Below are 18,348 nucleotides of genomic sequence, written 5' to 3'. Positions count from 1 at the left end.
CATGAGTACTGCGAACGGGCACGGCCGGGCGGGGCTGGACGGCCCCGTGGTGGACGCGCTGGTGGGGACCCGCCGGTACTTCACCAAGGCGGAGGTCTCCCCGGACCGGCGGGCCATGTACAAGACCGGCGGGCGGCAGGCCGACGAGTTCTACCGGGACCGCTGGGCGCACGACAAGGTGGTGCGTTCCACCCACGGGGTGAACTGCACGGGCTCGTGCTCGTGGAAGGTGTACGTCAAGGACGGCATCATCACCTGGGAGGCGCAGCAGACCGACTACCCGTCGGTGGGGCCGGACCGGCCTGAGTACGAGCCGCGGGGCTGCCCCCGGGGTGCGGCGTTCTCCTGGTACACCTACTCCCCCACCCGCGTCCGCTACCCGTACGTGCGGGGCGTGCTGCTGGAGATGTACCGCGAGGCCAGGGCGCGGACCGGTGACCCGGTGACGGCGTGGGCGGACGTCGTCTCCGACCCGGAGCGGGCGCGGCGCTACAAGTCCGCGCGGGGCAGGGGCGGGCTGGTGCGGGCCACGTGGGACGAGGCGGTGGAGATGATCGCCGCCGCCCACGTGCACACCGTCAGGACCCACGGGCCGGACCGGATCGCGGGGTTCTCCCCCATCCCGGCGATGTCGATGGTCTCGCACGCCTCCGGGGCCCGGTTCGTGTCGCTGATCGGCGGGTCGATGCTGTCGTTCTACGACTGGTACGCCGACCTGCCGGTGGCGTCCCCGCAGATGTTCGGCGACCAGACCGACGTGCCGGAGTCCGGGGACTGGTGGGACGCCGGATACCTGATCATGTGGGGCTCCAACCTGCCGGTGACCCGGACGCCGGACGCGCACTGGATGGCCGAGGCCCGTTACCGGGGGCAGAAGGTGGTGGCGGTCTCCCCCGACTACGCCGACAACGTCAAGTTCGCCGACGAGTGGCTGGCCGCCCAGCCGGGCACGGACGGCGCGCTGGCGATGGCGATGGGCCACGTGATCTTGAAGGAGTTCTTCGTCGACCGGCAGGTGCCATACTTCGTCGACTACCTCAAGCGGTACACCGACCTGCCGTTCCTGGTCCGCCTGGAGCCCGGGGCGGACGGGGCGTACCGGCCGGGCAAGTTCCTGACCGCCGCAGATCTGCCGGGTGCGGTGGCGCAGGCGGAGAACGCGGCGTTCAAGACGGTGATCCTGGACGCGGTGACCGGCCGCCCGCTGGTGCCGAACGGGTCCTTGGGGTTCCGCTACGGCGAGCAGGGCGCCGGCCGGTGGAACCTGGACCTGGGTGGGGCCGACCCGATGCTCACCGTCGGCGGGGACGCCGGCGGGAACGAGGCGGTGGTCGTGGAGCTGCCCAGGTTCGACGCGCCGGACGGGTCCGCGGGGTCGCTGCGGCGCGGCGTGCCGGTGCGGCGGGTCGGCGAGCACCTGGTGACCACGGTGTACGACCTGATGCTCGCCCAGTACGGGGTGCACCGCCCGGGGCTGCCGGGGACGTGGCCGTCCGGATACGACGACGCGGACGAGCCGTACACCCCGGCCTGGCAGGAGCCGATCACCGGCGTGCCCGCGCAGGCCGCGGCGCGGATCGGCCGGGAGTTCGCCGCCAACGCCGAGGCCACGCGCGGCCGGTCGATGATCATCATGGGGGCGGGCACCAACCACTGGTTCCACTCCGACACGATCTACCGGGCGTTCCTGGCGCTGACCACGCTGACCGGCTGCCAGGGCGTCAACGGCGGCGGCTGGGCGCACTACGTGGGGCAGGAGAAGTGCCGCCCGGTCACCGGGTGGTCCCAGCTGGCGTTCGCGCTGGACTGGTCCCGGCCGCCCCGGCAGATGATCCAGACCGCCTACTGGTACCTGCACACCGACCAGTTCCGCTACGACCGCTTCGACGCCGGGACGCTGGCGGCGGCGACCGCCGGCGGGCGGCTGGCCGGCAGGAGCACCGCGGACGTGATCGCGCAGGCCGCCCGGCTGGGCTGGATGCCGTCCTATCCGACGTTCGACCGCAACCCCCTGGACCTGGCCGACGAGGCGGAGGCGTCCGGGAAGCCGGTCGGCGAGCACGTGGTGGACGAGCTGAAGGCCGGGCGGCTGCGGTTCGCCTGCGAGGATCCCGACGCGCCGGAGAACTTCCCCCGGATCCTGACCGTGTGGCGGGCGAACCTGCTGGGCTCGTCGGCCAAGGGCAACGAGTACTTCCTCAAGCACCTGCTGGGCACGGGTTCCTCCCTGCGCGCATCCGAGGCGCCGCCCGAGGCGCGGCCCGAGGACGTCGTCTGGCGCGAGCGGGCCCCCGAGGGCAAGCTCGACCTGCTGCTGTCCCTGGACTTCCGGATGACCAGCACGACCGTCTACTCCGACATCGTGCTGCCGGCGGCGACCTGGTACGAGAAGCACGACCTCAACACCACCGACATGCACCCGTTCGTGCACTCGTTCAACCCGGCGATCGCCCCGCCGTGGCAGACCCGCACCGACTGGGACGCCTTCCAGGCCGTCGCCCAGGCGTTCAGCCGCCTCGCCGAACGGCATCTGGGCGTCCGCAAGGACGTGGTGGCGGTGCCGCTGCTGCACGACACCCCCGACGAAATGGCCACCCCGCACGGACGGGTCGCCGACTGGAGGGCCGGCGAATGCGAACCCGTGCCCGGCGTGACCATGCCGAGGCTGGTGACGGTGGAACGCGACTATCCGGCGGTCGCGGCGAAGATGGCGGCGCTGGGCCCGCTCGCCGACTCCCTCGGCGCGACCACCAAGGGCGTGACGTTCCAGGTCGGCCGCGAGGTGGACTACCTGCGCCGCAAGAACGGCGTGATCCGCGGCGGGGCGGCCGACGGGCGGCCGTCGCTGGTGCGGGACGTGCACGCCTGCGAGGCGATCCTGGCGCTGTCGGGCACCACCAACGGGCACCTGGCCACCCAGGGCTTCCGCGCCCTGGAGGAGCGGACCGGCACGCCGCTGGCGGACCTGGCGGCCGAGCAGGAGGGCAAGCAGATCACCTTCGCCGACACCCAGGCCCGGCCCGTCCCCGTCATCACCTCCCCGGAATGGTCCGGCTCGGAGAGCGGCGGACGCCGCTACTCGCCGTTCACCATCAACGTCGAGCGGCTCAAGCCCTGGCACACGCTGACCGGGCGGCAGCACTTCTACCTCGACCACGACTGGATGGCCGAGCTCGGCGAGCAGTTGCCGGTGTTCCGGCCGCCGCTGAACATGCACGCCCTGTTCGGCGAGCCGCACATCGGCGAGGAGGGCGAGCTGGGCCTGACGGTGCGGTACCTGACCCCGCACAACAAGTGGTCGATCCACTCGGAGTACCAGGACAACCTGTTCATGCTGTCGCTGTCGCGGGGCGGCCCGACGATCTGGATCAGCGACGTGGACGCCGCCAAGATCGGCGTGGCCGACAACGACTGGATCGAGGCGGTCAACCGCAACGGGGTCGTGGTGGCCCGCGCGATCGTCTCGCACCGCATGCCCGAGGGCACCGTCTACATGCACCACGCCCAGGACCGGCTGATCGACATGCCGCGCGCGGAGACCTCCGGCCGTCGCGGCGGCATCCACAACTCGCTGACCCGGCTGCTGATCAAACCCAGCCATCTCATCGGCGGGTACGCCCAGCTGTCGTTCGCCTTCAACTACCTCGGGCCGACCGGCAACCAGCGCGACGAGGTCACCGTGATCCGCCGCCGCAGCCAGGAGGTGACCTACTGATGCGCGTCATGGCCCAGATGGCGATGGTGATGAACCTCGACAAGTGCATCGGCTGCCACACCTGCTCGGTCACCTGCAAGCAGGCGTGGACCAACCGCAGCGGCGTCGAGTACGTGTGGTTCAACAACGTCGAGACCCGGCCCGGCCAGGGCTACCCGCGCCGCTACGAGGACCAGGAGCGGTGGCGGGGCGGCTGGAGGCTCAACCGCCGGGGACGGCTCGCCCTCAAGGGCGGCGGACGGCTGCGCAAGCTGCTGACCATCTTCGCCAACCCCAAGCTGCCGTCCATCGACGACTACTACGAGCCCTGGACATACGACTACGACACCCTCACCGACGCGCCGCTGCAGGAGCACACCCCGGTCGCCCGCCCCAGGTCGCTGATCTCCGGCAGGGACATGAAGATCTCCTGGTCGGCCAACTGGGACGACAACCTGGGCGGCTCCCCGGGGCTGGCGGAGCGGGACGTGGTGCTCGGCCGGGTCTCCGAGAAGGTCAGGCTGGAGTTCGAGAAGACCTTCATGTTCTACCTGCCGCGCATCTGCGAGCACTGCCTCAACCCCAGCTGCGCGGCGTCCTGCCCGTCCGGGGCGATCTACAAGCGCACCGAGGACGGCATCGTGCTGGTCGACCAGGACCGCTGCCGGGGCTGGCGGATGTGCGTGACCGGCTGCCCGTACAAGAAGGTCTACTTCAACCACCGCACCGGCAAGGCCGAGAAGTGCACGTTCTGCTTCCCGCGCGTCGAGGTCGGCATCCCCACGGTGTGCTCGGAGACCTGCGTGGGGCGGCTGCGCTACATCGGCCTGGTGCTGTACGACGCCGACCGGGTGCTGGAGGCGGCGTCCACGCCCGATGAGAAGGGACTGTACGAGGCGCAGCGGCAGGTCTTCCTGGATCCGCACGATCCGGAGGTGGTCGCCGCGGCGGAGCGTTCGGGAATTCCGCGGGACTGGATCGAGGCCGCGCAGCGCTCGCCCGTGCACGCGCTGATCAACACCTACAAGGTGGCGCTTCCCCTGCATCCGGAGTACCGGACGATGCCGATGGTCTGGTACATCCCGCCGCTGTCGCCGGTGGTGGACGTGGTCCGCGACACCGGCGAGGACGCCGAGGACAGCGGCAACCTGTTCGCCGCCATCGAGTCGCTGCGGATCCCGATCGGCTACCTGGCGGAGCTGTTCACCGCCGGAGACCCGGCGCCGGTGGACGCGGTGCTGCGGCGGCTGGCGGCGATGCGCTCGTACATGCGGGACATCAACCTGGGCCGCGAGCCCGACGAGGGCATCCCCGCCAAGGTCGGCATGACCGGCGAGCGGATGTACGACATGTACCGGCTGCTGGCGCTGGCCAAGTACGAGGAGCGGTACGTCATCCCGCCCGCCCACGCCGAGCAGGCCCACCAGTTGGAGGAACTCGCCACCGAGTGCAGCCTCGACTACGAGGGCGGTCCCGGCATGGGCGGCTGGGGACCGTTCGGCGAGACCTCCGGCGGCGCCGCCCCCATCGCGGTGGAGAACTTCCACATGCTCCGGCAGCGGCAGACCGCCGACCACCCCGCCGGTCCCGCCGACAAGCGGAACCGCGTCAACCTGCTCAACTGGGACGGCAAGGGCAGACCCGCCGGGCTCTTCCCGCCCCGCCGCGACGAGCCGGGGCCGGGGCCGGGCGGCGTCAACCCGCCCGCCGACTCCGGCGCCGCGGAAACGGAGCCCAAGCCATGAGGGTCTCGATGAGGAGCAGGGGCGGGAAAGGCGCGCTGAGCGACGCGGAGCTGACCACGGCCTGGCAGGCGGCCTCGCTGCTGCTCGGCTATCCCGACGACGACCTGCTGGCCCGCCGTCCTCTCCTCCGCCGAGCCGTCGCCGGGCTGCCGCCGGCCGTGCGCGAGCCACTGGAACGGTTCCTGGACCATCTCGACGCCGCGTCGCCGCCGGAGCCGGCCGCCGACTACGTGGCCACCTTCGACCACCGCAAACGGTGCTGCCTCTACCTCACCTACTACGCCTACGGCGACACCCGCAAACGCGGCATGGCCCTGCTGCGGTTCAAGCACGCCTACCGTGCGGCCGGGCTCGTCCTCGACGACGGTGAACTGCCCGACCACCTGGCCGTCGTGCTGGAGTTCGCCGCCACCGGCGACCTCCACCAGGGGCGGCGGCTGCTGCTCGAGCACCGCGCCGGGCTGGAACTGCTGCGCCTGGCGCTCACCGAGGCGTCGTCTCCGTGGGCGTCCGTCCTGGACGCCGTCTCGGCCACCCTGCCCCCGTTGGACGGCGACACCCACCAGGCCATCGCCCGTCTGGCCGCCGAAGGCCCGCCCGAAGAGGAGGTCGGCCTCGCGCCCTTCGGCGGCCCGGTCTTCCTGCCCGACCCTTCCGTAGGAGCCCGTTCATGATCAGTGTCGTCGCCGCCCACGTCCAGCAGGCCGCCGAGACCACGGAAGGCGGCGGCCGGACGGGTGTCTGGGACGTGCTGCTGTGGGTCGTCCTGCCGTACGTCACCATCGCGGTCTTCGTGCTCGGCCACATGTGGCGGTACCGCTACGACAAGTTCGGCTGGACCACCCGCTCCTCCCAGCTGTACGAGAACCGCCTGCTGCGCATCGGCAGCCCCCTGTTCCACTTCGGCGTCCTGGTCGTCCTGCTCGGCCACGTCGGCGGGCTGCTCATCCCCGACACCTGGACCGAGGCCGCCGGGATCGGCGAGAACGCCTACCACGTGATCGCCGTGGTGCTGGGCACGATCGCGGGGTTCTGCACGCTGGCGGGCCTGGCGATCCTGATCTACCGGCGCCGCACCGTGGGGCCGGTGTTCTCCGCCACCACCCGCAACGACAAGCTCATGTACGCGGTCCTCACGCTGGTGATCGTGCTGGGCCTGGCCGCCACCGTCGCGGCCAACATCGTCGGCGGCGGCTACGACTACCGCCACACCGTCTCGCCCTGGTTCCGCTCGATCTTCTCCCTGCAGCCCGACCCCGCGCTCATGGCCGACGTCCCGATCCTGTTCCAGCTGCACGCCCTCAGCGCCCTGCTGCTGTTCGCCATCTGGCCGTTCACCCGCCTGGTGCACATGCTCACCGCCCCCATCGGCTACCTCACCCGTCCCTACGTCGTCTATCGCAGCCGCGACACGCAACTGGGCGCACGCACCCCCCGCCGCGGCTGGGAACGCACGCCCTAGGAGGAACCCCACGCCGGGGCCGGTGTCGAGCTGCAACGTGAAGGTCTCGCCGTGATCAGCGACCTGGCACGTGTGGAGACCGCGTGACGGCGGGCCGGGACGTTCGGCAGTTCGGGGCGGCCGCTGCGCCGGCCGGACCGCCGGGTGCCGAGCCGGTGCCGGTGGTCGGCCGCTTCACCGTGCGGACGTGTCCGTTGCCTCCGTGGGGAACTCCTCGATGCCGAGCACCCGCAGCAGTTCCAGCCGCTCGCGGGCCTCGGCGTCCGCCGGGGTGAGCACCAGTAGCTGCTGCCCCTGGTCGGGGGTGACCAGGGTCTCGCAGTCCATCAGCATGCGGCCCACCCGCCGGTGCAGGAAGGTCTTGCGGTCGGCGCGCCGGACCGCCACCTCGTGCTCGTCCCACAGCCGCCGGAAGCCGGCGCTCGCGGCCCGCAACCGGTCGACGAGTCCGGCGACCGTGGGGTCGCCGGACCGGCGGCCGGCGGCCGCGCGCAGGTCGGCCACGAACTGGCGGGCGTGGCGCTCCTGCTCCTCGGGCGGGTGGACGGCGCGGGCGGCGGGGTCGGTGAACCAGCGGTAGACGACGTAGCGCCGGTCGCCGGACCAGCGGGTGTGGTCGCCCATCAGCAGGACGGACGCCCGGTTCTGGGCGAGGACCTCGCCCAGGTCGGACAGCACCAGGGCCGGGGTGTCGCCGAGCAGGTCGAGCATGCGGATCAGGCCGGCGCGGGCCAGGCGGGCCACCTGGTCGGCGGGCGGGGGCCGGTGACCGGCCAGGTGGAACAGGTAGTCGCGCTCGTCGTCGGACAGGCGCAACGCCCGGGCCAGCGCGCCGAGCAGCTGGGTCGAGGGCTGACTGCTGCGGCCCTGCTCCAGGCGCACGACATAGTCCACCGACATGCCGGCGAGCATCGCCACCTCTTCCCGGCGCAGGCCGGTGGTGCGGCGGCGGGGACCGTCGGCGAGGCCCACCTCGGCCGGGCGGATCGCCTCGCGGCGGCGGCGCAGGAAGTCGGCGAGCTGGTCACGTTGCATGGCCCCATGGTCCCTCGCGGCGGGGAGCCGAACCAGGGAGCGGCTCTCCCACGATGAACGCTCCGCTCCCGCGCGTCCCGGTCCGGGCGCAGGGTCGGGGACGACATCGAGAACGAGGGAGAACCTGATGCAGACACGAACCCTGGGCCGCACCGGACCAGTCACCTCCGCGCTGGGCCTGGGCGCGATGGGCATGTCGGGCGTCTACGGCCCGGCCGACCGCGCGGAGAGCATCGCCACCGTGCACGCCGCGCTGGAGGCCGGCGTCACGCTGATCGACACCGGCGACTTCTACGGCATGGGCCACAACGAGCTGCTGCTCGCCGAGGCGCTGCGCGGCCGGGATCGGGACGGCTACACGCTGAGCGTCAAGTTCGGCATGCTGCGGGGGCCGGGCGGCGAGTTCGGCGGGCCGGACGGCCGTCCCGAGGCGGTGAAGAACTTCCTGGCCTACTCGCTGACCCGGCTGGGCACCGACCACATCGACATCTACCGTCCCGGCCGGCTGGACCCGGCGGTGCCGATCGAGGACACGGTGGGCGCGATCAAGGAGATGATCGACGCCGGGTACGTGCGATACCTCGGCCTCTCGGAGGTCGATGCGGCGACGATCCGCCGGGCGCACGCCGTGCACCCGGTCGCCGACCTGCAGATCGAGTACTCGCTGATCTCCCGCGCGGTGGAGGCGGAGGTGCTGCCCACGCTGCGGGAGCTGGGCATCGGCCTGACCGCGTACGGCGTCCTCGGCCGCGGCCTCATCTCCGGGCACTGGACCCCCGGCCGCACCGCCGACCCCGGCGACAGCCGCGCCTTCAACCCGCGGTTCTCCAACGGGAACGTGGAGCACAACCTCGCCCTGGTGGAGGCTCTGCGCTGGGTCGCCGAGGCGAAGGGGTGCACCGTCGCCCAGCTGGCCATCGCCTGGGTGGCCGCACAGGGCGAGGACATCGTGCCGCTGGTCGGCGCTCGCACCCGCGAGCGGCTGGCCGAGGCGCTGCCCGCGATGGAACTGAGCCTCACCACCGACGACCTCGCCGAGATCGAGAAGGCGGTGCCGCCGGGCTCGGCGCGCGGCGACCGATACCCGCCCGCGTTCATGTCCGGCCTCGGCGTGGGCAACTGAGCCCGCCTCCGGGAGCAGGTGTGAGCCTGTCGTTCCAGCGGGCCGGGCCGAGGGTCAGCTGGTGCGTTGACGTGCAGTGGCCGGTTCCGGGTGGTCCGCCCGGCGTGGTGCCGATCCGTTGAGCGCCTGGTCGACCAGGCGCTCAACGATCGATTCGTCGAAGGGCACCTTGAGTACGAGCAACCGGTGGTAGCAGGCGCCCCACAGCTGGTCCACGATGACGTCGAGGTCGGCGTCCGCGCGCAGCTGGCCCTGCCGCTGGGCGACGCGCAGACGCTCGCGCGCGAGCTCGCGGCGGGGCTGTGCGTAGTTCTCCGACCAGGCCCGAGCGAGATCAGGGTCCATCTGGGCCGCGCCGACGAGTTCGGACACTGGCTTCTCCGCCCCCTCGTCCTTCAGCCAGCCGACGAACGCGCGGAGCTGGGCGATCAGATCGGCGCGCAGGTCGCCGGTGTCGGGAAAGTCCAGCACCCGCCGGCTCCGGGTGAAGTACGCCTCGGCCGCGAGCGCGCCCGGCGACGGCCACCACTTGTAGAGGGTCGTCTTGCTCGCTCCCGCCTCCGTCGCCACCCGGTCGAACGTGACCGCCTGCAGGCCGTCCCGCAGCAGGATGCGCCCTGCCGCCGCGAGCACGGCGGCGCGCACCTCCGCGGCCGGTCGCCGGCCTCGGCCGGGCCGGCCGGGAACGTTCTCGGACATCTCCACCCCATTTGTGGACGGCTTGTTCATTTCCGCGTAGGCTCGCATATGAACAGATTGTCCATATCCTATCGGGGGGACGGCCATGAGCAGCAACAGCGCAGTGCGGGTGGCGCTCGTCACCGGCGGATCGGGCGGTATCGGCCGCGCCGTGGTCGAGCGCCTGGCCGCCGACGGCTTCGCCGTGGCCGTGCACTACGCCGGCAACGCGGCGCGAGCCGACGAGACCGTCCGCCAGATCACCGAGTCCGGTGGCCAGGCGATCGCCGTCGGCGGAGACGTCGCCGACGAGCAGGCGATGACCGCGGCCTTCGACGCCGCCGAGGCCGCCTTCGGCGGGATCGACGTCGTCGTCAACACCGCCGGGATCATGGTGCTGTCGCCCATCGCGACGCTGGCTCTGGCGGACCTGGACCGTATGTACCGCACCAACGTCCGCGGCACGTTCGTCGTCTGCCGGCTCGCGGCCAACCGGCTGCGTCCGGGCGGGGCGATCATCAACTTCTCCACGTCGGTGACACGCACGCAGTTCCCCTCCTACGGCGCCTACGTCGCGTCCAAGGCGGCCGTGGAGGGCATCACGCTGATCCTGGCGCGCGAGCTGCGCGGCAGGGACATCACGGTCAACACCGTCGCCCCCGGCCCCACCGCCACCCCGCTGTTCCTCGAGGGCAAGAGCCAGGAGCTGATCGACCAGATCGCCTCGATGAACCCGATGGGACGGCTCGGCGCCCCGGAGGACATCGCCCAGACCGTCGCGTTCCTCGCCGGACCGGCCCGCTGGGTCAACGGCCAGGTCCTGTTCGCCAACGGCGGCATGGCCTGACCGCGGCCGTTCACCCACGACGCGCACGAGCGGCCTTCCACGACGGTGACCACGCGCGCACGATCACACGCAGCAGTCATTGCGGCGTTGTCGGGACAGGCGGGTGGGCGTCAGCAGCAGGTGGAGCCGACCGCGGCCTTCGCCTCGCCCGGTGCTCGCTCGGCGTTCTCGGCGGGTGTGGCGCAGCAGGCGGAGTCGTCGACCTTGGCGAGAGTGTCGGCGTCGCCCTTGACCACGTACACCTCCCACGGTTCGTTGCCGGGGCCGTGCACCCAGACCTTGTCCTGGACGGCGTAGCAGCAGGAGGTGTCGTTCTCGGTGAAGGTGGCCAGGCCGGCGTCGGCCAGGCGCCGGGCGGCGTCGTGGACCTGGGCGGAGTCCTCCACTTCGACGCCCAGGTGGTCCAGGCGGGTGGGCTCGTCGTTCTCACCTTCGATGAGGACGAGCTTGAGCGGGGGCTCGGCGATGGCGAAGTTGGCGTAGCCGTCGCGGATCTTGGCCGGCTCGGTGCCGAACAGCTTGGAGTAGAAGGCGATCGAGCCTTCCAGGTCGGACACGCGCAGAGCGAGCTGGACGCGGGACATCGCGATCCTCCTTGGTGCGAACGGGTGACCCGGCGGGATCACCAGGGGCGGCCCGGCCCTGCGGCCAAGGCGCGGGTGCGGGCGTGGTCGATGCGGGCGGCCGCCCGGCAGGCGGCGGCACATCCCCTCTTGTTTAGATGAACGTCTAATCAGGTGATGAGCCGAGTTTGCCTCCACACATAGATGGATGTCAAATTAGAGGCATGTCTAAGTCGTTGGCGCTGGAGGACGTGACCACCGCGGGGTGCTGCGCTCCGCTGAGCGGTCCGCAGCTGTCGGAGCAAGAGGCGGCCGAGCTGGCGAAGGTGTTCAAGGCCCTGGCCGACCCGGTCCGGCTGCGGCTGCTGAACCTGATCGCCTCCCAGGAGGGCGGCGAGGCCTGCGTGTGCGACCTGACCGGCCCGTTCGACCTGACCGCGCCGACCATCTCCCACCACCTGAAGGTGCTGCGGCAGGCGGGGCTGATCACCGGTGAGCGACGCGGGACCTGGGTGTACTACCGGGTGATCCCCGAGGCGCTGACCCGGCTGTCGGGTCTGTTCGCCCTGTCGGCGTTCGTCGACGCCTGAGCCCGTTCACCTGCGGGTGCGTGCTGGGGCACGCCCGGCGCGGGCTCGCCGCCTGAGCAGGTGGTTCAGGACGTGGCGGGCGTCCGGGCCGACACCGCGCAGGGTGGCGGAGGCGAAGGAACGCTGCCATTCCAGCCCGACGAACCCCAGCCCCGGGTGGGTGAGACAGATGCCGCCGCGATGCCGGGGCTGCCCGGCGTCGTCCAGGGCGCCGTTCAGGTCGGCGAGGTAGTCCACGCCGGGCCGATAGCCGGTGGCCAGCAGGACCACGTCGACGCGCTCGCGCACTCCGTCGTCCCACACGACCTGGTCGCCGTCCAGGTGGGTGAACATCGGGCGGCGGTCGGGATTGCCGGTGGCGATGCGGGCCCGGTAGGCGCCGGTGTCGAACACCGGGGTGCCCTGGCCTCCGGTCAGCAGTGGCCGGGCCCATCCGGCGGTGTCCAGGCCGGTCCAGGCCAGCCACAGGTGCATGTCCCTGCCCAAGACCTTCTGCGGCATGAACCGCAGCGGGTACCGCGTGGCCAGCGTGACGCGGGCGTGGTCGGCCAGCTCGATGGCGATCTGCACCGCCGAGTTCCCACCGCCCACGATCACCACGCGCTTGCCGGCCAGCGGCTCGGGCCGCCGGTACTCCGCCGAGTGCAGCACCGTTCCGACGAAGGAGTCCAGCCCCGGCAGCGCCGGCCGGTGGGGGCGGCTGAACGCCCCGGTCGCCGCGACCACCAGCGGTGCGGCGAACACCTCACCGCCCACCGTGACGATCTCGAACCCGCCCATACTGGCCGCGATCACCTTCTCGACGCGGTGACCGGTGCGGATGTCGGCGTCCAGGCGGGCGGCGTAGTCGGCCAGGTAGGCGACGACCTCGTCACGGGTCGGGTAGCCGTCGGGGTCGCCGGGGAACGCCAGGCCGGGCAGGGCGCTGCGACGGGCCGGGGAGAACAGGGTCAGGCTGTCGTAGTAGTGCGGCCAGGAGCCGGCCACCCGATCGGCGGCCTCCAAGACCACGGAGTTCATGCCGAGGGTACGGGCGGTGTGGGCGGTGGCCAGTCCGGCCTGGCCGCCGCCGATGATGACCAGCGGCGCGGTAGTCGTGGGCATGACCACATCGTATTGTTAGTTTATAATATGTCAATATGACTATGGGTTGTGTAGGGTAGGCCGGACGGCGATCACGACAGGAGGGGCTGCGGCGATGACCGAACCGGCGACCGGACCGGCAGGCGTGCCGGTGGACGCGGCATGCGGCCCGGACGACGGGGCCGGATGCGGACCGGACGCCGTGCGGCTCGGCCCCGGGGCCCGCGAGTTCCTCAAGGCGCTGGCCGGCGAGCAGCGGCAGCAGATGCTGGAACTGTTCGCCGGCGGCGTCGAACTGACCGTGGGCACCGTGGCCGAACGCCTGGGCATCGCCCAGCCCACCGCCTCCCAGCAGCTCGCGCTGCTGCGCCGCGGCGGGCTGCTGACCTCCCGCAAGGACGGCAAGCAGGTCTACTACCGCGTCGACACCACCGCGATCGAGCGATCCCTGACCGAGTTGCAGACCTACCTGCGCACCTGCTGCCCGCCTGCGAGCGGTTAGCGGGAGCCGTACAGGTTCTCGACGGTACCGGCACCGTCCTGTTCCAGCCGCCACAGCGTGCGGCGGGCGCGGGCACGGTGGTGTTCGCTAGCCCTTCAGCTCGCCGATCAGGTCCTCGACGCGCCTGCGGATCTCGTCGCGGATGGGGCGGACGGCGTCCAGGCCCTGGCCGGCGGGGTCGTCGAGCTGCCAGTCGAGGTAGCGCTTGCCGGGGAAGTAGGGGCAGGCGTCGCCGCAGCCCATGGTGATGACCACGTCGGAGGACTGGACGGCCTCGGCGGTGAGGATCTTGGGGGTTTCGGCGGAGATGTCGATGCCTTCTTCGGCCATGGCCGCCACGACGGCGGGGTTGATCTGGTCGGCGGGGGCGGATCCGGCGGAGCGGACCTCGATGCGGTCGCCGGCCAGGTGGGTGAGGTAGGCGGCGGCCATCTGGGAGCGGCCGGCGTTGTGCACGCACACGAACAGCACACTGGGCTTGTCGGGCATCGGGCGGGGTCTCCTTCGTTGCGTTTCACCTGCGGACGGCCGGCAGGTCGCCGATGGGTTCGGGCGGTATCCGGTGGACGCGTTCACCGATGCGGGCGCGAACCGCATGACTGCGACCTGCGGCTCCACCGGCTGCTAACGTATCAGCCCATGGTGATGTCAGTTGAAAATGATGTGACGCGGCTGCTGGCCGACCCGCTGCGGGCGCGGATCGTGGAGCTGCTGTCGCGTGAGGCGCTGTGCACCTGCCACCTGGTGGCCGAGACCGGCGCGCGGCAGACCAACATCTCCAACCATCTGCGGGTGCTGCGCGAGGCGGGGTTGGTGGAGACCGAGCCGTGCGGGCGGTTCACCTACTACCGGCTGCGGCCCGAACCCTTGCAGCAGCTCGCCGACCGCTACGCCGCCCTGGCGGAGGCCGCCCGCACCGCCTACGACGACGACATCCGAAGGGCCTGCACATGACCCGGACCAGCCGACCCGCCGCGGGCGCGCCCGCACCAGATCCGGCCGGCGGGCCCGGCGGATCCGGCGGTGATCTGGGGCGTCATCTGGTCGGCAGGCTGTCGAGGCTGGACCGGTTCCTGCCGGTGTGGATCATGGCGGCGATGGCGGCGGGTCTGTTGCTGGGCCGGGTCGTTCCCGGTCTGGGCGCCGCGTTGTCGGCGGTGGAGATCGGCGGGATCTCGCTGCCGATCGCCCTGGGGCTGCTGGTGATGATGTATCCGGTGCTGGCCAAGGTCCGCTATGACCGCCTGGAGACCGTCACCGGCGACCGCCGCCTGATGGTCTCCTCCCTGGTGCTGAACTGGGTGATCGGCCCGGCGGTGATGTTCGCGCTGGCCTGGCTTCTCCTGCCCGATCTGCCCGAGTACCGCACCGGATTGATCATCGTCGGGCTGGCCCGCTGCATCGCCATGGTCATCATCTGGAACGATCTGGCCTGCGGCGACCGCGAGGCCGCCGCCGTCCTGGTCGCCCTCAACTCGATCTTCCAGGTCGTCGCGTTCGGGGCGCTGGGCTGGTTCTACCTGGACGTGCTGCCCGGCCGGCTGGGCCTGACCCAGGACCGCCTGGACATCTCCGTCGGCGAGATCGCGGTCAACGTGCTGGTGTTCCTCGGCGTCCCGCTGGCCGCCGGCTACCTGACCCGCCGCACCGGCGAGAAGGCCAAGGGACGCGACTGGTACGAGAACCGTTTCCTGCCGCGCATCGGCCCGCTCGCGCTGTACGGGCTGCTGTTCACCATCGTCATCCTGTTCGCCCTGCAAGGCGACACCATCACCGGCCGGCCCGCCGATGTCGCCCGCATCGCCGTCCCGCTACTGGCCTACTTCGCGCTCATGTGGGGCGGCTCGTACGCCCTCGGCCGCGCCATCGGCCTGACCTACGAGCGCACCGCCACCCTGGCCTTCACCGCCGCCGGCAACAACTTCGAACTGGCCATCGCGGTGGCCATCGCCACCTTCGGCGTCACCAGCGGCCAAGCCCTGGCCGGAGTCGTCGGCCCCCTCATCGAAGTGCCCGTCCTGGTCGCCCTGGTGTACGTGTCGCTATGGCTGCGCAGCCGCACCCCGACCCCGGCGACCGCTCCGCAGACCTGACCTCCCGCCCCGCGCCGCCGTTCCTCCGGGACCGGCGGCGCGGTGCTTTTCGGAGCCGAAGGCTTCCCTCCCCGCAACTTCATCGTTTATCGTCGATGAACGATGAATCGTGAGAAGGGGCCGCTGGACCGGCCCACCGCCGCCGAGTACGCCTCCTGGTTCAAGGCCCTGGCCGATCCCACCCGCGTCCAGATCGTCTCGCTGCTGGCCCGCCAGGGCCGCCCCATGAACGTCGGCGAAATCGTCGAGTTCGTCGACGTCGGCCAGTCCACCGTCTCCGCTCACCTCAAGGTGCTGGCCGAGGTCCGCTTCGTGCTCGCCGAGGCCCGCGGCACCGCCCGCTACTACCGGATCAACGACGCCTGCATCGACTGCTTCCCCACCGCCGCCGACATCGTCATGGGTCGTCCCGCACCCACCGCCCCCACATGTCAGCCGCCCGCCGACACCGCGAACGGAGCCCGCCGATGACCCACGACCACGATCCGGTGATCGAGCGCTACTCCGGGCTGGCCCGCCTCGCCCAGGCCGGCGGCACTCCCCTGGACGCCGAACCCGACCCCGCTCAGGCCTGCTTCGGCGCCGCCGCCTACACCACCGCCGACCAGCGGGACGCGATCCCCGAAGCCGCGCTGCGCGCCAGCCTCGGCTGCGGCAACCCGCTGGCCGTCGCCGACCTGCAACCCGGCGAGACCGTGCTGGACCTGGGCTCAGGCGGCGGCTTGGACGTGCTGTTGTCGGCCCGCCGCGTCGGCCCCACCGGCACCGTCTACGGCCTGGACGCCAGCCAGGACATGCTGGAGTTGGCCCGCGCCAACGCCGCCCAAGCCGGAACCGGCAACGCCCACTTCCTGCACGGGCACATCGAACACATCCCGCTGTCCGACGCCACGGTCGACGTCGTCATCTCCAACTGCGTCATCAACCTCTCGGCCGACAAACCCCGCGTGCTGACCGAGATCTTCCGGGTCCTGCGCCCAGGTGGCCGCCTGGGCATCAGCGACGTCATCGCCGAGGACGGCCTCGACCCCGACCAGCGAGCCGCCGCCGAACAACGCGTCGGCTGCGCCCGCGGCACCCTCACCACCGACCAGTACCGCCACCTGCTGATCCGGACCGGCTTCACCGACGTGACCATCACGATCATCAGCGACGCCGGCAGCGGCCTGCATTCAGCGATCGTGCAGGCCATTCGCCCCTGAACCAGTCCTCCGACCAGCGCCTTCTCACGAACGTGCCGCGCCGCCGTACCTGTCCAGCGCATCATCGCCATCGAAGCAGCGGCTCAGAACCGGCAGGCCATGACCTCCGTGGCAGTGCAGAGAAGGCGCGTCGCAGAATCACGACTGCGACACGCCCAGCGCCCGGCAGGCCACCGCATGCGAGGCCCTACTGCGCCCTCTGGTCCGCGATCAGGCCGGCTGCCGGGGCGGGCGGCGAGCGATCGGATGGCTCAGCGGCCGACGGTGTCTCCCGCCAGGCCGTCGTCGGTTGCGACCAGGGCCATGTGGCCGCCTTCCTCGAAGGGGGTGGGCAGGTCGAGCGTGCGCGGTTCCGCATCGGCCGAGGTGTCGATGAGGTGGATCTGGCCGTGACACCGCGGGTGACCGCGACCAGGGGGTGGCGGGTGACGCGGCGACGGCGCGGCGCTGCACGCCGTCCCAGGGCGTGCCTCCCCGGCGCGGGGCCCCGTCCATCGGCGGCAGGGGGACGCGTGCGAGGACGGCCGGATCTGGAGCCTTTGCCCTCTGGGTGATCCGACGCTGGTGACGAGAAGTCAGCCTCCTGGTCCGGATGCGCCGATCAATACACGGAGCGTCTCACAGCCCTTTCGCCGCGCACCGTCGATGCCGCCGGGGGTTCCGCGTTCCTGTTGGCCCGTTCTGTCACTGGCAGGTGCCGGACAGCAGATAGCGAACGATCTGTTCTCCGCTCTCCGACAGGGCCGTCTCACCGGTCCGGGCGAACCCGAGTCCCTCATAGAGGGCTTGCGCTCGGGTGTTGGTGAGGTGGGTGAACAGCTGGATCTGCTCGAAGCCCCGTCGGTGAGCTTCGGCGATGAGAGCGCTGAGCAGACGCTTGCCGATGCCCTGTCCCCAGTGTGCCGGCAGCACGGCGACCATGCTCACGTGGCAGAGCCCCGGGATCAACGGTCCGCGCCCGCCATTCTCACGGCCGTCCATGCCCGCGGCCACACCGATCAGGCCCGCGTGCGGACTGTCGGCGACCACGAAGAACGTGGCGGGATCTGCGAGTCTCCGTCTGGTCGTCGCCTGGTCCTGCTCGCCCGCGAGCGGGGTCGTGCCACGGGCGGAGTCGGCAACGCTCACGATCATCGCGGCGTCCTCGACGTCAGCCGGTGTCCCCGGCCGGATGCGGATTCCATGATCGTCTGCCATCGGGCCAGGCTAATGCTGCGCGAATGCCGCGGGCCATCCCCGGCTGGTGCGGGCAGGGACGGGGCCGAACCACAGACCTTCCGGTGCGGTAGTAGTTTTCGCGCGAACGAGTGCCCCTCGGCACGGAGCTGATTCCATCCTCACCCGGCCTGGTGGCAGAGGGTGAGAATGGCCTGGATGATGGCGATCAGGCGGCTGTGTGAGCAGCCGGCCTTACGGAGGATGTGCCACTTCTTGAGCGTGGCGGCGCCGGGCTCGCCCGGAGCGCGGACCTTGGCGTGGTACCGGTTGTACAGCTTCTTGCGGTTTCCCAGCTTGCGGCCCTTGTGGCGTTTGCAGGGCGTACTGATCGCGCCGCTCGCCCCCTGATGGGCCTTGTCGGCGTAGCCGGCGATCGCCCATGCGGTCAGACCGGCGACGATGCCGTGGTCGCGGGCTGCGGTCAGGTCGTGGGTCGAGCCCGGCAGCGCCACCGCGGCCCAGATCAGCTCACCATGCGGATCGGTCAGGAACTGGGGCGTTCACGCCGTGTCG

19 protein-coding genes are annotated in these 18,348 nt (G+C 71.3%); 12 read left to right on the top strand and 7 right to left on the bottom strand.

All coding sequences use genetic code 11. The features are described 5' to 3' along the window. The first annotated feature begins 1 nt into the window (after window position 1). Genes HNR21_RS20620 through narI form a run of 4 tightly spaced genes read left to right on the top strand, consistent with a single transcriptional unit; the run spans window position 2 to window position 6,901 of the window. On the top strand, window positions 2-3,715 hold the full coding sequence (locus tag HNR21_RS20620) for a nitrate reductase subunit alpha (protein ID WP_182706464.1): 3,714 nt from the start codon (window positions 2-4) through the stop codon (window positions 3,713-3,715). Beyond that, entirely contained in the window at window positions 3,715-5,439 is a 1,725-nt protein-coding gene (narH, locus tag HNR21_RS20615; RefSeq protein ID WP_182706463.1) for a nitrate reductase subunit beta, read from the top strand. The genes HNR21_RS20620 and narH overlap by 1 nt, the downstream gene beginning before the upstream one ends. Further along, the gene (narJ, locus tag HNR21_RS20610) at window positions 5,436-6,113 is read left to right on the top strand and encodes a nitrate reductase molybdenum cofactor assembly chaperone (RefSeq protein WP_182706462.1); all 678 of its coding nucleotides are present in this window, start codon (window positions 5,436-5,438) and stop codon (window positions 6,111-6,113) included. Before narH ends, narJ begins: the two co-directional genes overlap by 4 nt. Next, window positions 6,110-6,901, top strand: a complete 792-nt coding sequence (gene narI, locus HNR21_RS20605; protein ID WP_182706461.1) for a respiratory nitrate reductase subunit gamma — start codon at window positions 6,110-6,112, stop codon at window positions 6,899-6,901. Before narJ ends, narI begins: the two co-directional genes overlap by 4 nt. A 174-nt stretch (window positions 6,902-7,075) precedes the next feature. Here narI and HNR21_RS20600 read toward each other — a convergent pair whose 3' ends face one another. Continuing rightward, window positions 7,076-7,936 (bottom strand): helix-turn-helix transcriptional regulator, encoded by an 861-nt coding sequence (locus tag HNR21_RS20600; RefSeq protein ID WP_182706460.1) that lies wholly within the window; start codon window positions 7,934-7,936, stop codon window positions 7,076-7,078. A 127-nt stretch (window positions 7,937-8,063) separates the two neighbouring features. Here HNR21_RS20600 and HNR21_RS20595 point away from each other — a divergent pair, with 127 nt between their 5' ends. Next, a complete protein-coding gene (locus HNR21_RS20595; RefSeq protein WP_182706459.1) occupies window positions 8,064-9,059 on the top strand; it encodes an aldo/keto reductase in 996 nt (331 codons plus the stop codon). 54 nt (window positions 9,060-9,113) lie between these two features. On the opposite strand, the gene HNR21_RS20590 is transcribed toward HNR21_RS20595, so the two are convergent. Next, window positions 9,114-9,806, bottom strand: a complete 693-nt coding sequence (locus tag HNR21_RS20590; protein ID WP_220500231.1) for a TetR/AcrR family transcriptional regulator — start codon at window positions 9,804-9,806, stop codon at window positions 9,114-9,116. 37 nt (window positions 9,807-9,843) lie between these two features. Here HNR21_RS20590 and HNR21_RS20585 point away from each other — a divergent pair, with 37 nt between their 5' ends. Then, window positions 9,844-10,584, top strand: coding sequence for an SDR family oxidoreductase (locus tag HNR21_RS20585; protein WP_182706458.1), 741 nt, complete (start codon window positions 9,844-9,846; stop codon window positions 10,582-10,584). Window positions 10,585-10,694: 110 nt separating this feature from the next. On the opposite strand, the gene HNR21_RS20580 is transcribed toward HNR21_RS20585, so the two are convergent. Then, window positions 10,695-11,168: an ArsI/CadI family heavy metal resistance metalloenzyme gene (locus tag HNR21_RS20580; protein ID WP_182706457.1), complete on the bottom strand. Its 474-nt coding sequence runs from the start codon at window positions 11,166-11,168 to the stop codon at window positions 10,695-10,697. Window positions 11,169-11,371: 203 nt separating this feature from the next. Between HNR21_RS20580 and HNR21_RS20575 the strand changes: the two genes are divergently transcribed. Continuing rightward, window positions 11,372-11,737: an ArsR/SmtB family transcription factor gene (locus HNR21_RS20575; protein ID WP_182706456.1), complete on the top strand. Its 366-nt coding sequence runs from the start codon at window positions 11,372-11,374 to the stop codon at window positions 11,735-11,737. Window positions 11,738-11,743: 6 nt separating this feature from the next. Here the strand turns inward: HNR21_RS20575 and HNR21_RS20570 are convergent, their stop codons facing one another. Beyond that, entirely contained in the window at window positions 11,744-12,841 is a 1,098-nt protein-coding gene (locus HNR21_RS20570) for a flavin-containing monooxygenase (RefSeq protein WP_182706455.1), read from the bottom strand. A gap of 94 nt (window positions 12,842-12,935) precedes the next feature. Between HNR21_RS20570 and HNR21_RS20565 the strand changes: the two genes are divergently transcribed. Beyond that, window positions 12,936-13,322, top strand: a complete 387-nt coding sequence (locus HNR21_RS20565; protein WP_182706454.1) for an ArsR/SmtB family transcription factor — start codon at window positions 12,936-12,938, stop codon at window positions 13,320-13,322. Between the two features lie 87 nt (window positions 13,323-13,409). Here the strand turns inward: HNR21_RS20565 and HNR21_RS20560 are convergent, their stop codons facing one another. Then, complete coding sequence (locus HNR21_RS20560) at window positions 13,410-13,811, bottom strand: arsenate reductase ArsC (RefSeq protein WP_182706453.1); 402 nt, start codon at window positions 13,809-13,811, stop codon at window positions 13,410-13,412. Window positions 13,812-13,961: 150 nt separating this feature from the next. On the opposite strand from HNR21_RS20560, the gene HNR21_RS20555 reads away from it, so the two are divergent. The 4 genes from HNR21_RS20555 (at window position 13,962) to HNR21_RS20540 (ending at window position 16,617) form a co-directional block, all read left to right on the top strand. Next, a complete protein-coding gene (locus HNR21_RS20555; protein ID WP_182706452.1) occupies window positions 13,962-14,276 on the top strand; it encodes an ArsR/SmtB family transcription factor in 315 nt (104 codons plus the stop codon). After that, window positions 14,273-15,415, top strand: a complete 1,143-nt coding sequence (arsB, locus tag HNR21_RS20550) for an ACR3 family arsenite efflux transporter (protein WP_182706451.1) — start codon at window positions 14,273-14,275, stop codon at window positions 15,413-15,415. The genes HNR21_RS20555 and arsB overlap by 4 nt, the downstream gene beginning before the upstream one ends. Before the next feature lie 102 nt (window positions 15,416-15,517). Further along, on the top strand, window positions 15,518-15,886 hold the full coding sequence (locus HNR21_RS20545; protein WP_182706450.1) for an ArsR/SmtB family transcription factor: 369 nt from the start codon (window positions 15,518-15,520) through the stop codon (window positions 15,884-15,886). Continuing rightward, entirely contained in the window at window positions 15,883-16,617 is a 735-nt protein-coding gene (locus HNR21_RS20540; RefSeq protein WP_182706449.1) for a methyltransferase domain-containing protein, read from the top strand. Before HNR21_RS20545 ends, HNR21_RS20540 begins: the two co-directional genes overlap by 4 nt. A gap of 684 nt (window positions 16,618-17,301) precedes the next feature. On the opposite strand, the gene HNR21_RS20535 is transcribed toward HNR21_RS20540, so the two are convergent. Beyond that, window positions 17,302-17,814, bottom strand: a complete 513-nt coding sequence (locus HNR21_RS20535) for a GNAT family N-acetyltransferase (RefSeq protein ID WP_182706448.1) — start codon at window positions 17,812-17,814, stop codon at window positions 17,302-17,304. Between the two features lie 140 nt (window positions 17,815-17,954). Then, window positions 17,955-18,323 carry a transposase family protein gene (locus tag HNR21_RS20530; protein WP_182708743.1) on the bottom strand — a complete coding sequence of 123 codons (369 nt, stop codon included), beginning with the start codon at window positions 18,321-18,323 and terminating at the stop codon, window positions 17,955-17,957. Between the last annotated feature and the right edge of the window lie 25 nt (window positions 18,324-18,348).

This window comes from Thermomonospora cellulosilytica (assembly GCF_014138835.1).
In the GTDB taxonomy this organism is placed as follows: domain Bacteria; phylum Actinomycetota; class Actinomycetes; order Streptosporangiales; family Streptosporangiaceae; genus Thermomonospora; species Thermomonospora amylolytica.
Note: the sequence above shows the minus strand (reverse complement) of the source record. Positions and strands in the feature narration are given on the sequence as shown.

Excerpts from the sequence above, each read along its gene's own strand:
- HNR21_RS20620 (WP_182706464.1), top strand. The coding sequence starts at position 2 with ATGAGTACTGCGAACGGGCACGGCCGGGCGGGGCTGGACGGCCCCGTG.
- narH (WP_182706463.1), top strand. The coding sequence starts at position 3,715 with ATGCGCGTCATGGCCCAGATGGCGATGGTGATGAACCTCGACAAGTGC.
- narJ (WP_182706462.1), top strand. The coding sequence starts at position 5,436 with ATGAGGGTCTCGATGAGGAGCAGGGGCGGGAAAGGCGCGCTGAGCGAC.
- narI (WP_182706461.1), top strand. The coding sequence starts at position 6,110 with ATGATCAGTGTCGTCGCCGCCCACGTCCAGCAGGCCGCCGAGACCACG.
- HNR21_RS20600 (WP_182706460.1), bottom strand. The coding sequence starts at position 7,936 with ATGCAACGTGACCAGCTCGCCGACTTCCTGCGCCGCCGCCGCGAGGCG.
- HNR21_RS20595 (WP_182706459.1), top strand. The coding sequence starts at position 8,064 with ATGCAGACACGAACCCTGGGCCGCACCGGACCAGTCACCTCCGCGCTG.
- HNR21_RS20590 (WP_220500231.1), bottom strand. The coding sequence starts at position 9,806 with ATGCGAGCCTACGCGGAAATGAACAAGCCGTCCACAAATGGGGTGGAG.
- HNR21_RS20585 (WP_182706458.1), top strand. The coding sequence starts at position 9,844 with ATGAGCAGCAACAGCGCAGTGCGGGTGGCGCTCGTCACCGGCGGATCG.
- HNR21_RS20580 (WP_182706457.1), bottom strand. The coding sequence starts at position 11,168 with ATGTCCCGCGTCCAGCTCGCTCTGCGCGTGTCCGACCTGGAAGGCTCG.
- HNR21_RS20575 (WP_182706456.1), top strand. The coding sequence starts at position 11,372 with ATGTCTAAGTCGTTGGCGCTGGAGGACGTGACCACCGCGGGGTGCTGC.
- HNR21_RS20570 (WP_182706455.1), bottom strand. The coding sequence starts at position 12,841 with ATGCCCACGACTACCGCGCCGCTGGTCATCATCGGCGGCGGCCAGGCC.
- HNR21_RS20565 (WP_182706454.1), top strand. The coding sequence starts at position 12,936 with ATGACCGAACCGGCGACCGGACCGGCAGGCGTGCCGGTGGACGCGGCA.
- HNR21_RS20560 (WP_182706453.1), bottom strand. The coding sequence starts at position 13,811 with ATGCCCGACAAGCCCAGTGTGCTGTTCGTGTGCGTGCACAACGCCGGC.
- HNR21_RS20555 (WP_182706452.1), top strand. The coding sequence starts at position 13,962 with ATGGTGATGTCAGTTGAAAATGATGTGACGCGGCTGCTGGCCGACCCG.
- arsB (WP_182706451.1), top strand. The coding sequence starts at position 14,273 with ATGACCCGGACCAGCCGACCCGCCGCGGGCGCGCCCGCACCAGATCCG.
- HNR21_RS20545 (WP_182706450.1), top strand. The coding sequence starts at position 15,518 with ATGAATCGTGAGAAGGGGCCGCTGGACCGGCCCACCGCCGCCGAGTAC.
- HNR21_RS20540 (WP_182706449.1), top strand. The coding sequence starts at position 15,883 with ATGACCCACGACCACGATCCGGTGATCGAGCGCTACTCCGGGCTGGCC.
- HNR21_RS20535 (WP_182706448.1), bottom strand. The coding sequence starts at position 17,814 with ATGGCAGACGATCATGGAATCCGCATCCGGCCGGGGACACCGGCTGAC.